Source organism: Capsulimonas corticalis, assembly GCF_003574315.2.
Classification (GTDB): Bacteria; Armatimonadota; Armatimonadia; order Armatimonadales; family Capsulimonadaceae; genus Capsulimonas; species Capsulimonas corticalis.
On sequence record NZ_AP025739.1, the window covers coordinates 706547 to 721862 of the forward strand.

Here is a 15316-nt window from a genome sequence, read left to right on the forward strand (position 1 = left end):
GAATAGAACCCGCCCGCGCACCAATTGCGGCGTATTTTTATCCCTTCATCGATAGTGAATAGAGTAGTTTTACTTCATTTTTCTGTCAGCAATTCGTAAGAGGAACACTCCTGAATGTCCGTTCGCACCCCTGACTTCGTCCACCTGCATCTGCACTCCGAATATAGCCTGCTCGACGGCGCCTGCCGGATCGACGACCTTGTGAAGAAGGCGGTCGATCTGAATATGCCGGCCATCGGTCTCACCGATCATGGGGTGATGTACGGGTCGATGGAGTTCTATCTGAAGTGCAAAAAAGCGGGTATCAAGCCGCTCGTGGGGTGCGAGGTCTATGTCGCGACGCGCACGCGGTTCCAGCGTGAAAGCAAGAAGCTGGACGACTCGCAGCACTTAGTTCTGCTGGCGATGAACGACGTCGGCTATCGCAATCTTCTCAAGCTGGTTTCGATCGGCTCGATGGAAGGGTTTTACTATAAGCCGCGTATCGACAAGGACGTATTGCAGCAGTACAGCGAGGGATTGATCTGTCTGTCGGCGTGTCTGGGCGGCGAAGTGCCGGAACACATCATGGACGACGCCTACGACAAGGCGGTCCGGTCGGCAGAGACGTTCCGGGAGATCTTTGGGGACCGTTATTACCTGGAGATGCAGGACCACAATATCGAAAAGCAGTGGATCGTCAACGAGCAGCTGCACAAGCTGTCGGCGCAGACGGGAATCCCGCTGGTCGCGACCAACGATGTTCACTATTTGGGCGCCGAGGACGCCGATCCGCATCAGGTTTTGCTGTGCGTCCAGACAGCGACCACGATGGACGACCCGAAGAAGATGAACTACGGGTCGCAGCAGTTCTTTATGAAGACGCAGCACGAGATGCTGCAAGTCTTCAACAAGTACGAGCACGCGCTGCATCGGACGAAGGAGATCGCGGATCGATGCGACCTAAACCTGGAGTTCGGACGCCTTGGCATGCCCGTCCCGGAAAAGCTGCCGGAGGGCATGAATGCGCAGTCGTACCTCGCAAAGATCGCCTTTGACGGGATGAAGGCGCGCTACCCGATCATCACCGAAGAACATGAGGAGCGCCTGCGCTTCGAACTGGATGTTATCGAGCAGACGGGCTTTGGCGCATACTTCTTGATCGTGCGCGACTTCGCCCAGTTCGCGCGGCGCGAGGGCATCTTTTTTGGAGTCCGCGGCTCGGCGGCCGGCTCCATGACGTCGTACTGCGTCGGCATCACCGATGTCGATCCCATCAAATACGGGCTCACCTTCGAGCGCTTCCTGAACCCGGAACGACTGTCCATGCCCGATATCGACATGGACTTTGAAGACTCGCGTCGCCAGGACGTCATCGATTACGTCGTCAATAAGTACGGGCGTGAGTATGTCGCCCAGGTGGCGACGTTCGGAACGATGGCGGCCCGCGCGGCGATCCGCGACTGCGGGCGCGCGATGAATAAGATGCCGATGCCGGAGATCGACAAGCTCTGCAAGATGATCCCCACCATTCCAGTCGGCATGAAGCTCGATAAGGCGCTGGAGGTCAATCCCGAGTTCAAGGCGATGTACGACACCAATCGTCAGGCCCGCGAACTGATCGATACGGCCAAGCGGCTCGAAGGTCTGACCCGCCACGACAGTGTCCACGCCGCCGCCATTATCATCTCGGCCGAGCCGCTGGTGGATCACACCCCATTGCAGAAGGCGGACGACGGGATCGGCATGGTCACCCAGTACCCCGCCGGCATGCTGGAGAAGATCGGCCTGCTCAAGATGGACTTCCTGGGCCTGGCGAACTTGACCATCCTCGCCAAGGCCGTGCGCAACGTCAAAGCCAGCTTCAATGTCGATATCGACGTGCTGAAACTGCCTTTGGACGACCGCAAAACTTACGATCTGCTCGGACGCGGCGAGTGCTCCGGAGTGTTCCAGTTGGAAGGCGCGCAGATGCGCCGCTACATCGCCGAATTGCGCCCCGGCTCCGTCGCCGAGGTCGCGGCGATGGTCGCGCTTTACCGCCCCGGCCCGATGGCGCAGATTCCCCGATACATTCGGTGTAAGCTGGGCATGGAGCCGATTGAGTACCCCCACCCCGTGCTGGAGCCGATCCTGAAGGAGACGTACGGCATCATCGTCTACCAGGACCAAGTTTTGAAGATCGTCCAGGCCATCGCCGGCTTCTCGCTCGGCCATGCAGACATTCTGCGTAAGGCGATGGGCAAAAAAGATCTCAAGGAGATGGTCAAGCAGCGCGAGAAATTCATCGAGGGCGCCGTCGGAAAGGGACTGGTGAACGAAGAGCGCGCGGTTGAGATCTTCGACCTGATCGAGCCGTTCGCCGGCTACGCCTTCAACAAAGCCCACGCCTTCTGTTATGCGATGGTCGCTTACCAGACGGCGTACCTCAAGGCGAACTACCCCGTCGAATACTTCGCCGCGCTGATGGCGACCCAGGCGGACGACACCGAAAAGCTGGTCAACTTCCTCGACGACGCCCGCCGCACGAAGATCGAAGTGCGCCCACCGGATGTCAACTACAGCTCCGCCGACTTTACCGTCGAAGAAGGCTGCGTGCGCTTCGGCCTGCTCGCGATCAAAAACGTCGGCAAAGCCCCCATCGAAGCCATTCTCGCCGCGCGCAAAAAGGGCGGCGACTTCCTCTCGCTGCACGACTTCTGCGACCGCGTCTACGACTTCGGCCTGACGGGGAAAGGCGCGATGGAAACGCTGATCAAAGCCGGCGCGCTCGCGAGCCTCCACCCGGACCGCGCGCGCCTGCTCGCCGGCTTGGAAGGCGCATTGAACAGCGCCGCCACCGCCGCCCGCGACCGCAAGAGCGGTCAGGTGTCCATGTTCGGCGACGATCCCGACACGCCCGCGTTAGAGCGCATCATCCCGCCCTTGCCCGACGTCCCGCCGCTGCCCGCCGCCGAGACTATGGCGATGGAGAAAGAACTGCTCGGCTTCTACCTGAGCGAGCACCCGCTGGATCAGTTCGTCGAAAAGCTCAAGCAGATCGCGACACACACCATCGACGAATGCCGTTACCTCGGCGATAAAGAAGAAGTCGTCATCGGCGGCGTCCTGACCAACATCCGCAATTACTACACCAAGGCCAAGAACGAGCTGATGTACTTCCTCACGTTGGAAGACCGCACCGGCACCATCAGCGTCACCATCTTCCCGCGCGCCGCCGCCAAGATGGAGACGCCGCAAAAAGACAGCGTCGTCGTCGTCAAGGGCAAGACCTCGCACCGCGACCGCATCAACAAACAAACCGACGAAGACGGCGGCGTCTCCGCCGCCAGCGTCGAAATCAGCGCCGACGCCGTCCAGCCCATCGCCAGCGCCGACGTCCTCCTCGGCTCCGCCGAGCGCCAGGCGCACTACGGCAGCGGCCAGCCAGAAATCTCCTGCCTCCACATCCGCCTCGACGACCGGATGAAGGGACGCATGCCGACCCTCCAGCAGTTCCTCAGTCGCTACACCGGCCCCACCAAACTCCTGCTGCACATCGCCGACCGCCCCGGCAGCGTGCAGTGCTTCCTACCCAATCTGAAGGTTTCGCCCGACGAGCATATGGTGGAGTATCTGAAAAGCATGCTGGGGGACGAACGCGCGGTTTGGGTGGAGTGAGAGGAAATAATTCGGCTTTCCGGAATTGGTGACCGCCCGCGAGTGATCTTCTATAATCGCGTTTCCGGTGTCGTTCCCACAGCTGGAAGCTGTGGGAGGCTAAAGCGTGTTTTCAAAATCTCTGCTCCCCTACCATGCGCGCCTCCAATTGTTGCCTTATTGAACAGCAATCACCAACTTCTTCCCTCGAGCCAATTCTTGATGAGGAATAAAATAGCCGTCAATCTTTCGATTGTCGTACATGATTTCAGAAATTTTATCGCCCGAATTCTTCTTGAGGATTGTGAAGCTGGCCTTGTCCCCTATCCTGACATCGATTTTGTCGAACAACGGCACGGAGACAATGTAATTTGGATCGGCCGGTGAAAACGGATAGATCCCGATGGCGTTGAAGACGTACCAGGAGGACATCTCGCCGGCGTCGTCCATTCCGGCGTACGCGAGTTTGTCTTTTCCCATGTCGTAGAAACGGTCCATGATTTGATCTAAGATCGCCTGGGACTTTTCTTGCTTGCCGACAAAATAGTACAGAAACGGCACGCTGTGATCGGGCTGATTCCCCTGGCAGTACTGTCCGATAAACCCGGAGAGGTTATCGGCTTCCGGCCCCGTATAAGGGGTGGCGAACATCTCATCCAGCTTCTTCTCAAAATCGGCTTTGCTGGGGAATAGACCCACTAACCCTTCGACATCGTGCGGGGCGAAGTACGACGCCTCCCAGGCGTTCGCCTCTCGATACATATATTCGTAGTAGGGATACTGCGGATCGAAATTCTTTACCCAATCCCCGTTCTCCAGACGCCCTCGCATGAACCCTGTCGATGGATCGAACATATTCTTGTAATTGCTCGTTCGCTTCATCAGCATGGCGTAGTTGTCCGTGTCGTTCAATTCTTTCGCCAGCTGCGCCACGGCGTAATCGTCATAGGCGTACTCCAGCGTCTTGGTCACGGCGGCTTTCGCTTTGGTGGCGACGACCGGGTTCGCCAAATCTGGCTCGGAGATCCAGCCTTTGGTCGCGTATTCTGTGATATACGGCCGGGGGCCGCCTTCCACGGTCGCGTTTCTTAAGAGCAGATTGTAGGCGCTCTTTACGTCATAGCCGCGAATGCCCCGAAGATACGTTCCCGCGATATAGGGGGCCGCATGGTCGCCATGGAAAAACGTGGGCATAAACCCGGTGTTTTCTCCCTTGTCAATCAGCGATTTGATCACGTCCACGCTCACCGAAGGCGTCAGCATCCCTAAGAGGACCAGCTTATTGCGGTAGTCGTCCCACAACGAGGGATCCGTGTAATAGCGAAACCCTTTGTTGACAACCTTACCGCTTCGGTCGACAAAATCCCCGTTGGCGTCGCTGCGCAGGGCCGGCCAGAGGAATGATCGGTACAGGCAGGAGTAGAAAATCCCACGCTGACGCTCCGTTCCGCCCGACACGGCGATCTTCGACAGTAGCGCCGCCCAAGTTTGCGTCGCTTCTTTTCGGACCTGCGAGAATCGTTTCCCCAGCATTTCTTTCCGCAGGTTTTCCTTCGCATTGTCCACGCTGACAAACGAAAAGCCGATCTGCAGCTCCAGCGCGCCCGGAGCGTCCGCGAAATCGACTACGGAAATCTCTTTCTCGGGAGACGCCAGCGTTTCAATGCCTTTGATTTTGTGGTTGGAAACGGCGTAGAAGTACATCGTCTCGCCCGTTTGCTGAAAGCCGCTAAAGACATTGTCGCCCTCCTGCTGGATGCCCTTGCTTTTTACCCGTTCATTGGAGGTCGCCAGATCTGCGATCAGCTTCTCATCCTTCGGGTTCTGGAACGTATATTTGTGAAAGGCGCACCGGAGGGTGGAGGTCAATTCGGCGTTGACGGCGTATCGATCCAGATAGACTTGATAATAGCCGGGATGGGCGGATTCGTTTTTATGGCTGAACGGAGAGCTGAAGTCTTTGGGATCGATGGTTCCGGTGGCCGGCAGTAACGGAATATTGCACAGGTTCCAATGTCCCTTGCTGGTGTGCGCGAAACCCTGAATACTGGTGTCTTCGTACTGGTAACCGGAACCGCTGTGAAACTTCGTGACCGGCGTGAGCTGCACCATCGCATTGGGAAGGGAGGCTCCCGGGAAAACTTCGGCGCCCCAGGTTCGATGGGTGGGCGTGTAACCGATATCTTCCTTGTCCCAGAGGGTCGCCGTCCCTAACAGGGGATTCACGTAATCCGTGGGTTGTTTTTTCGCGTGAGACGCCGCCGCCGCGAAGAAAAGTAAACCGAAGGAAGCAATCAGTGTTTTTGTCATAACATTCTTCATAGGGCAGATCCTCCTCGATCTCAAGCGCGGTATCCCGTTGGGAGCGCCGTCCTTCGGTCACGCAACCGAGGGGCGAATCTTCACGGTCTCGCTTTGGATCGTCGCCGTTGCGGATTCCAGACCATCGGCGGAGGCATCGATTTTTATCGGTCCCGCCTGTTTCGACGCCTGGACAAACACCATGCAGAGGCCGCTGAAGGCGCTGCGCGCGGCCGTATCGGGGGCGTCCGGCTTGTCAGCCTCACGGCAGCTTGGGTCGCCGTTGCCCACGCCGATGATCTTTCCCGGCCCCGTCAGTTTGAAGCTCACTTTGTTGGCTGCGGTGGGCGCGACGCGCCCCTGCGCGTCCTGCACTTCCACGGCGATGGAGGAGACGTCCTCGCCGTCCGCCGCGATCGTCACCTGGCTGGGGCGCAGCGCCAGTTTGGCCGGCGCCCCCGTCGTCTCGCGGCGGTCCGTCAGCACGAGCTGTCCGTTTTTGTATCCGCGCGCCTCAATTGCGCCCGGCGCATACGGCGCGAACCAGGTGAGATGCGCATTGCGCGTCACGGGCTTGGCGCCGAGGCTCTTTCCGTTCAGAAACAGCTCCACTTGATCGAGGTTTGTGTAGCACCGGATATCGATGTTCTGTCCTTCCCTGCCCTCCCAGTTCCAATGCGGGAAGAGATGCAGCACGGGCTCGGAGCCCCACCAGGATTGATAGTAATAGTAGATGTCCTTGGGGAAACCGCAGAGGTCGAGCGATCCCGACTGCGAGCTGACGGCAACATGGTCGTAGGGACTGGGTTCGCCGCGATAATCAAAGCCGACCCAGGTGAAGCCGCCGGAAAGAAACGGGCGGTCGTCATAGATCGTCCACCAGATTTCCGCGTTTGTCTTACAATCAGCGCAATTGGGTTTGTAACCGTAGGCGTAACCGCGTTTTGGATCGTTCTCGTAGACGCCCCGCGCGCTTTTTCCGTTCGCGGTTTCGGAGCCGACGGTGGGTTGTTTGGGAAATTGCCGATGGAATTTTTCGAGATCGGTGTATTCCGGCGATCCCGGCTTATTCGACGACGGCTCGCCCGGCAGCCCGCCGTTCCAGTAATTGAAGCCCTGCACATCGACGACGCCCGACATCCCATGCCCCCACCCGCCGTTCATCGCTCCGGTGACCGGGCGCGTCGGATCCAGCATATTCGTCAGGCGCTTCATGGTCGAGATAATGCGGGCGCCGGTCGCATTCCCCTGGTAGAAATACTCTTCGTTCGCCAGTGACCAGAGGATAATGCTGGGATGATTGCGATCGCGCCGAACCATGCGCTCCAGCTGGCTCAATCCTTCTGGAGTCGACGCCATCATGCGCACTTCGGCCATCACGAGCATTCCCTGGCGATCGCAGGCGTCCAATACCTCGGGAGCCACGGGATTGTGGGCGGTCCGCCATGCGTTCGCCCCCATCGCTTTGAGCATCGCCACGCGGTCATTATGGATGCGATCGGGAACGGCGATGCCGACGCCGCCGTGATCCTGATGGTTGCACGTTCCCTGGATCTTGACGTGTTTTCCATTGAGGAAAAATCCCCGATTGGCGTCGAACTGGATCGATCGAACGCCAAATGCGGCGTCGTCATGATCGACCACCTGCCCACCGCTCTCAATGTGCGAGACCACGCGATAGAGGCGGGGCTCCTCGATCGACCAAAGCGCCGGACGCGCGATGGACGTTTGTGTCTCCAGCGTCAGATTTTCCCAGGGATCGATCTCAAATGATTTTGAGACTGCGGCGACCTGCTTCCCGTTCGGATCCAGAATCCGAGAGATGAGCCGGCCGCGCGCTTTCTCGTTACTCTCGTTCTGGATTTCTGTTTCGATGGAAATCTGCGCATCGTTTTTGCGGATCTCGCTTTTGACGAATGCGCCCCACTGCGCAATATGGAGCGGGTCGGTCTTCACCAGCCAGGTATGGCGGTAGATGCCCGCGCCTTCGTAGTACCAGCCTTCGTTGAGCGTGGCGTCCACGCGCACCGTCACGACATTGCTTCCCCCGTAATTGACATAGTCCGTGACATCGAACCGAAAGGGCGCGTACCCACTCAGGTTCCTCCCGAGATAAAAGCCGTTGAAGAGGACGGTGGCGTCCCGAAACACGCCGTCAAAGTCGATGGCGATGCGCAAGCCTTTGTCCTTCTCGGGAATCAAAAGTGTCCTCTGGTACCAGCCGATGCTCGTCTCGGGAAATCCGCGTCCAAGCGCCTTCCCGCCGTGGGCGGCGTGAACGGAAACGCCGGGCTCCGGAACATCGACATACGGCAGCTCCACCGCCCAATCGTGGGGAAGGTCGACGATGCGCCAGGCGCTGTCGTCAAAACTGTGCTGAAGCGAATCATCGGAAGGATTGTGCAGCCAGTTTTGCCCGGCCTTGGAGAAAGTCCCCTCACGCATCGGAGCGCCAAATCGAAAATCCCTGGTGGGATCATCCGCGTTTCCGAAATGGAACCGCCAGCCAAAGTCGAGCAGCAGACGCTCACGCGCGGAGACAGGATCGGAGATCGTCTCATTGGCGATCGATCCCGCCGACAGGTCTGGGGACGCCGGCATCGTGGGGGTGAGACCAAAAGTCCTGTCGGCGCCGATCAGGCCCGCAGAAGCGACGAGCCCTGTTTTCAAGAGGCTGCGCCGTGTCAGATGTGTCATGGCGTTATCCAAATCTCCCAAGGATCTCAATGGAACCATTATACACGCCTACGGGCGCCTGTCAAGCATTTTGGCGCCACAATAAGCCGCATTACAGGAGATTGACTTACTTCCCTCAGGTTTGTATAATGGTCCGACAGAGTGTCTTTGGTTCCAAGCAGGAAGGCGGCGGAGTAAAGATGGCGACACCACTCAGGACGCTGACGCCCGATCAGCGCAATACGTTTCTGGCGAGCTTCCTCGGATGGACGCTGGACGCCTTCGACTTCTTCGTCCTGGTCTTCGTCCTCAAGGACGTAGCGAAGACATTCCATACTGACAAGACGCATGTCGCTTTCTCGATCATGCTGACTCTGGCCTTGCGCCCGGTCGGCGCGTTTCTCTTCGGCCTGGCGGCGGAGCGTTACGGACGGCGCACGCCGCTGATGATCGATATTATTTTGTTCTCCATTTTGGAGCTGCTGTCGGGCTTCGCGCCGAATCTGACTACGTTTCTGATTTTACGGGCGCTGTTCGGGATCGCGATGGGCGGGGAGTGGGGCCTGGGGGCGTCGCTGGCGATGGAGACGGTTCCGACAAAAGCGCGCGGCATGCTGTCGGGGATTTTGCAGGAAGGATACGTCGTTGGATATCTGCTGGCGGCCGTCGTTTACCGGTTTGTCGCGCCCAATTTGGGCTGGCGATGGATGTTCTTCGTGGGCGTCTTGCCAGCATTGCTGTCGCTGTTCATCCGCGCCAATGTCAAAGAGTCGCCGGCCTGGCAAGCGGAGCAGGCGAAGCGTGAGCGCGTCCCCTTCGGCGACCTCCTGCGCCGGCATGGGAAGCTGTTTCTGTACGTCATCGTGCTGATGACGGGCTTTAACTTTCTCTCGCATGGCACGCAGGACCTCTACCCAACGTTCCTGCAAATCCAGCACAAGCTGCCGGCGGCGACCGTCAGCAACATCGCCATCATCTACAACATCGGCGCGCTCTGCGGCGGCATCTTCTTCGGAACACTTTCTCAGCGCATCGGACGCCGAAAGGCCATCATCATCGCCTGTGTCTGCGCGCTGCCGATCATCCCGCTCTGGTCCTTCTCGCAAAGCCTGGCGCTGCTCACGGTGGGCGCGTTCCTCATCCAATTCTGCATCCAGGGCGCCTGGGGCGTCATCCCCGCTCACCTGACGGAACTGGCGCCCGCCGCCCTGCGCGGCACGCTGCCGGGCCTCGCCTACCAGCTCGGCAACCTGATCGCCTCCGTCAATACCCCCCTGCAAACCAGCGTCGCCGAACGCCACGGCGACAACTACGGAATGGCAATGGCGATCGTCGTCACCATCGCCCTCGTCCTGGTCCCTATCATGGCGGGTCTGGGCCGCGAGGCGCGCGACACCGGGTTCGTGACCAAGTAGCAATCGAAGCGAATGTGTGGCCGCCCCCGCCTTCGGCTTAAAATCTCCCGTAAAAAATTTTTGGATTTCGTTTCCGGAATGGACAAGGCTCGGCGAGTACCCCGTCACGGAGGAAGAAATCAATGCAACCGAACGAAGGCGACATCATATTTTACAGCTCCCCTTTGGGTCAAACCAAGGTCGAAGTAAGATACGAAGAGGAAACATTCTGGCTCTCTCAGAAACGGCTGGCGGAACTCTTTGGGGTGGAGGTAAACACTGTTAACTACCATCTGAAAGAGATCTTTGCTTCTGGGGAGTTGATGGAGCAATCAGTTATTCGAAAATTTCGAATAACTGCCGCAGACGGGAAAAGCTATCTCACCGGCTGCTATAACCTGGACGCGATTATCGCCGTCGGCTACCGCGTCAATTCTCATCAGGCGACGCAATTTCGCATCTGGGCGACGCAGACGCTCAAGGAGTTTATCGTCAAGGGGTTTGTGCTGGATGACGAGCGTCTCAAGCTCAACAAGCGATTCGGCAAGGACTATTTTGAAGAGCTTGTTGAGCGCATTCGGGAGATCCGCGCCAGCGAACGCCGCTTCTATCTGAAAATCACGGATATCTTTGAGCAGGCGAGCATCGACTACGATCCGAACTCCGAAGCGACCCAATTGTTCTTCAAGATGGTCCAGAACAAGCTGCACTGGGCGGTGAGCGGCATGACCGCCGCTGAGATTATCGCGTCACGCGCGGACTCGAACAAGCCGGCGATGGGTCTGACGCACTGGAAAAATGCGCCGAGCGGCAAGATTTTGAAATCGGATGTGGTCACGGCGAAGAACTATTTGATCGAACGCGAGATCAAAGAACTGGACCGCATCGTCGAACAGTATTTGCTCTACGCCGAAAACCAGGCGGCCCGCCAGATCCCGATGAAGATGGCGGACTGGATCAAGCGACTGGACGCCTTCCTCAACTTCAACGAATACGATATTCTCACCAGCGCCGGCTCGGTTTCACACGAAGTCGCCAAACAGCTCGCCGAAGGACACTACGAGGCGTTTCGTATCCGTCAAGATCGCGAGTTCGAAAGCGATTTTGAAAAGGAAATCGCGCGGCTCCAATCGCGTCAAGGCGAGACGTCGCAGTGAATGCCTTGCCCCGCCCGCGTTCGCGAAATTGGGATTGTTCTTACTGCGGCTTCCGAATCGCTCCCGCGAACAGTACTGCTCCCGTCTGCGTGTCTTGAATGGCGCAGAAGAAGGGGCGATCGATGCGGACGGTGAGCGGCGGAGGCAGCATGATGGCCTTGGGCGTCATGATGACGGCCGTGGCGGCAGAGGCGGTGGTTCCTTCTTCGTCCACATCCAGCGTGGTCTTGTGCAGAACATCCGAGATCAAGAGGTCTTTGCGGCTGCCCATGGCGGTGAAGTCCGCATCGCCGCGAAACGCGCTGCGCATGCCGAGACTGTCTAAGGCAGGTTTCAGACTGGCGCTGTATTCGACGTGAACCTTCGGCAGGAAGAGACTGAGCCGCGTGGGCTGGAGTTGCTGCGCGAGGGCAGACCATCGGGCTGCGGAAAGCGTTTCGACAAATGCGCTCAGGCTGCTGCTTTCCGCCGGAAGAACGGCGATCATGCGCAGTCGACCTCCGCCATATGGCAGGGCGACGGCTTCCCAGTCGCTGGATTTGGCGTAGTCGATCGCGCCCTCGCGCCGCATCGTCGGGATTTGCTGGGCGGATTGCCCCGAAAGATGAAACGTCTGCGGATGGGTGTCGGACGCCTTGAAGGCGGTTGTCCAGGAGCCATGGAAATAAACGGCGTTCGTCAAAACAGCGACGGCTTCGATCAAGGCGGCGGGAGTTACGATCTCCGATATCTTATTTTCCGTCTTTTGTTTCACCCACGCATTGATCGCCGCCGCCCCCGAAGGCTTCCGCAGCGCCACGCTTTGAGTATGGGCGTCGTAGAACTCCTGGCACGTTTCCTGATAGCTGGTGGTGAACAGGAACGAATGGTCGGCCCACAAGGCGTTGGCGATATCGATCTTCACCTTGGGATCGGCGGAGGTCAGCGACTCGCGTAGGGCTTTCGTCTGGATGTTGATTGTGGCAAGCGGCGTTGTTCCCAGATGCAGCACGGTCCCGATCTGCTTGCGGGTGATACCCCCAGCGCCGTTATCGGCCAGCAGCAGGGCCTGCTGCACGCTGTAGGGCGAGATAAAGCAGTTGGCGTCGGGATGCGCCTTCGTCAGTTTGCCGAGCAGATCGATCCCGAAGGCGTTCGCCGCCGTCGCGACTTGCGTCACTGACTTTCCTCCATGCGCGCTCGCGGCGGCCCCGGCAGTCCCAGGCAGCGACATGAGCGCCGCCATGGACAAAGCCGCCATTCCGACTGCATTCCAATTCATCCGAAGTTTCCCCTTTCGACCCATCGATCTTTACTCAGCTTGCGGTTTCCGGATAACTCCGGCGAACAGCATTACCCCCGTCTGCGTATCCTGAATGGCGCAGAAGAAAGGCCGGTCGACGCGCATGATGATCGGACTCGGCGCCGCGACGGAGAGAGTCCCGATAACCGCCGTGACGGCGGCGGCCGTCGTCCCTTTTTCGTCAATATCCAGAGTCGTTTTGTGGACGATATCGGAGATCAGGACTCCGGAGCCAATACGAGAGAAATCCGCGTTCGACTGAAAGGCTTGGCGCATGCCGAGACTACCGAGGGCTGGATTGAGGCTGGCGCCGTATTCGGTATGCGCTTTGGGCAGAAACAGGCGCAGGCGCGTTGGTCTGAGACGCTTGGCCATCACCGACCACTTGTCCGGCGTCAGCGAACTGACATACGCGTTCAAGCCTTGACTTTCGGAGGGCAAAACGACGACCATGCGCAAGCGGCCGCCGCCGTAAGGAAGCGCGACGGCCTCCCAGTCATCCGTCTTCGCGTAATCGATCATGCCCATTTGCGTCATCGTCAGCGTTTGCTCGGTTTTTTGCGGCGTCAGATGGAACGTCTGGTGCTCAGTATCCTTGGCGCGAAACGGGTCCGTCCAGGTCCCATGAAAATAAAGCGCGTTGGTCAGAACCATTACCGCGCTTTCTAAGTCCTGCGGAGAAACGATCGTTTTGATCTTGCCTTCGGTCTTTTGCGCCGCCCAGGCGTTGATCGCCGCCGCGCCCGAAGGCTGGCGCAGCGAGACGGTTTGCGTCTGGGCGGCGTAAAACGCACGGCATGTTTCCTGATAATTCGCTCCGAACTTGAAAGAGCGATCGGCCCAGAGGCCGTTGGCGATGGAGATCTTCACCTTGGGATCGGCGGAGGCCAGCGATAAACGCAGGGATTTCGCCTGCGCGTTGATCGTGGCGAGCGGCGTTGTTCCCAGATGCAGCACGGTCCCGATCTGCTTGCGGGTGATTCCCCCGGCCCCGTTATCGGCCAGCAGCAGGGCCTGCTGCACGCTATAGGGCGAAATAAAGCAGTTGTCGTCCGGCTGCGCCTTGATCAGCTTGCCAAGCAGGTCGATCCCAAAGGCGTTGGCCGCCGTCGCGACCTGCGGTTTCGACTGCGCCGCGGCGGGCGCCAGCGCCGCAAGCGTCAGCGCGGCGGCAAACGGCAGCGTACGGGCAAATGCGCTCTTCATCATCGTGAATTCCCTTTCAAGAGGAATAGAGACTTTCTGACAATCATAGCTTCAAGGTTCAAGACGCAGGGAAAGAGGAGAACGTTCCCACGGCATCGAATTGTTTTTCATGATCAAGATGGTGTTCTTTGACATCGGGGACGTTCTGTTTGACGAGGATCAGCAGCACCGATGGTTTTTTCACACGCTTCTCGCCACGCTGCGCAAGCACGGCAAGGATGTTCTCTGGGATGAATGGAACGCGACCCGGATCGCGCTGGCGACCGCCGGGCCAAACCCGGCGAAGGCGATGCGCGGCGCCGTCACGGCGTACTGCGTCGATGAGGAAGAATCGCGGCGGATCTGGAAAGAGGCGGAAGAGCAGTATCATCAGATGCGCGCGCCGCGAAAGTACGGCCTGCTGCTCGACGGAGTGACGCCGGCGCTGCAGGATCTGCGGCGGGACTTTCGGCTGGGCGTCGTCGCGAACCAGCACTCCGAAGTGCTGGAGTCGTTCTCGGATTATGGGATCGCGGGCTTGTTCGACGTGATCGTGATCAGCGAGATGGTCGGTTTGTTCAAGCCCGATCCGGCGATCTTCCAATATGGCCTGGACCAGGCAGGCGTGTCGGCGTCGGAGGCGATTTTTGTCGGCGACCGGGCCGACAACGATGTCGCGCCGGCCAAGGCGCTGGGGATGAAGACGATCCGTTTCCATCGCGGGGTACACTATGGATTGTATAACCCGGACGATCCCGCGCAAACCGCCGATATTACGATATTCGACGTTTCGGAGCTGGCGGGGGCAGTGCGGCGGCTGGCGGTCGAGAGATAAGGAACGAACATGATTATTGAAGCGCGCGACGACGTTGTGATGCTGGAGGGCGCACTGACGCGCAACCTCTGGCTGACCATTCAGGCGGCGGCCAACCTGCTGCTGCGCAACCATGTCCAGGGCATCATCATTGACGGCAGCGCGCTGACCTGCTGCTCGGCGGAAGGCGCCAAGACCTTCCGGGACGCGATGAACTACATCGAGCGTTACCACGCCCGTATCGTCGTCAGCGGCCTTTCCGACGAGATCATCCAAACGATCAAGGCGATCCCCGGCGTCCGCTCGCGCCTGCCGATCGCCGCCAACCTCGCCGAAGCGCGCATTTCGCTCAGCCTGACCGCGCCCGGCAAGATCCCCGGCGCCGCGCATCAGGCCGCGAATATCCTGCTGCCGCTTCTGGGAACCGCGCCGCCCGAAGCCATGCTTCCCCTGCCCTGCCGGCTGGCGAAGGCGGAAGGCCCGAAAGCCCACGTCCACCTGCTCTACATCCTGGAAGTCCCGCGCGCCCTGCCGCTGAACGCGCCGCTTCCGGAAGAAGAAGCCATCGCCGCCCGCGTCGTCGGCGAAGCCGAAGCCATCGTGCGCCGCGCCGGCCTCACGCCCGTCACCCACGTCACCCGCGCCCGCGATATTGGCGAAGAGATCATCCTTCAGGCCGAGCGCCTCGGCGCCAGCATCCTGATCCTCAGCTACGCCCCCTCGGCGCAGTATGACGGCCAGACGATGGAGCGCATCACCCGCAACGTCCTGGACCGCGCGCCATGCGAGGTGATTTTGAATAAGCTGGCGCCGGCGGAGGTTTAGGGGAAAGCGCGATAAAGCGCCGGGGGAATAGGGCCTCACTGCGCCCAAACGAAAGCTCCAACAT

The 15316-nt window shown here is 59.2% G+C and carries 9 protein-coding genes; 5 read left to right on the plus strand and 4 right to left on the minus strand.

Annotated elements, in window-relative coordinates; translation table 11 throughout:
* Window positions 1-114 precede the first annotated feature (114 nt).
* Window positions 115-3639 carry a DNA polymerase III subunit alpha gene (locus tag D5261_RS03130; protein ID WP_119324011.1) on the plus strand — a complete coding sequence of 1175 codons (3525 nt, stop codon included), beginning with the start codon at window positions 115-117 and terminating at the stop codon, window positions 3637-3639.
* Between the two features lie 156 nt (window positions 3640-3795).
* Here the strand turns inward: D5261_RS03130 and D5261_RS03135 are convergent, their stop codons facing one another.
* Together D5261_RS03135 and galA are read right to left on the minus strand one after the other, a co-directional pair.
* Window positions 3796-5928 (minus strand): GH92 family glycosyl hydrolase, encoded by a 2133-nt coding sequence (locus D5261_RS03135; protein WP_119324051.1) that lies wholly within the window; start codon window positions 5926-5928, stop codon window positions 3796-3798.
* Window positions 5929-5997: 69 nt separating this feature from the next.
* The gene (gene galA / locus D5261_RS03140) at window positions 5998-8616 is read right to left on the minus strand and encodes a beta-galactosidase GalA (protein WP_119324012.1); all 2619 of its coding nucleotides are present in this window, start codon (window positions 8614-8616) and stop codon (window positions 5998-6000) included.
* Between the two features lie 179 nt (window positions 8617-8795).
* Between galA and D5261_RS03145 the strand changes: the two genes are divergently transcribed.
* A complete protein-coding gene (locus D5261_RS03145; protein WP_119324052.1) occupies window positions 8796-10010 on the plus strand; it encodes an MFS transporter in 1215 nt (404 codons plus the stop codon).
* A gap of 122 nt (window positions 10011-10132) precedes the next feature.
* Entirely contained in the window at window positions 10133-11146 is a 1014-nt protein-coding gene (locus tag D5261_RS03150; RefSeq protein ID WP_119324013.1) for a virulence RhuM family protein, read from the plus strand.
* A 40-nt stretch (window positions 11147-11186) separates the two neighbouring features.
* Here D5261_RS03150 and D5261_RS03155 read toward each other — a convergent pair whose 3' ends face one another.
* Window positions 11187-12407: a serpin family protein gene (locus D5261_RS03155; protein ID WP_165864537.1), complete on the minus strand. Its 1221-nt coding sequence runs from the start codon at window positions 12405-12407 to the stop codon at window positions 11187-11189.
* A 30-nt stretch (window positions 12408-12437) separates the two neighbouring features.
* The gene (locus tag D5261_RS03160) at window positions 12438-13637 is read right to left on the minus strand and encodes a serpin family protein (RefSeq protein ID WP_119324015.1); all 1200 of its coding nucleotides are present in this window, start codon (window positions 13635-13637) and stop codon (window positions 12438-12440) included.
* 106 nt (window positions 13638-13743) lie between these two features.
* On the opposite strand from D5261_RS03160, the gene D5261_RS03165 reads away from it, so the two are divergent.
* Together D5261_RS03165 and D5261_RS03170 are read left to right on the plus strand one after the other, a co-directional pair.
* Complete coding sequence (locus tag D5261_RS03165) at window positions 13744-14448, plus strand: HAD family hydrolase (protein WP_125206254.1); 705 nt, start codon at window positions 13744-13746, stop codon at window positions 14446-14448.
* 9 nt (window positions 14449-14457) lie between these two features.
* Window positions 14458-15252 carry a universal stress protein gene (locus D5261_RS03170; RefSeq protein ID WP_119324017.1) on the plus strand — a complete coding sequence of 265 codons (795 nt, stop codon included), beginning with the start codon at window positions 14458-14460 and terminating at the stop codon, window positions 15250-15252.
* Window positions 15253-15316: the final 64 nt, after the last annotated feature.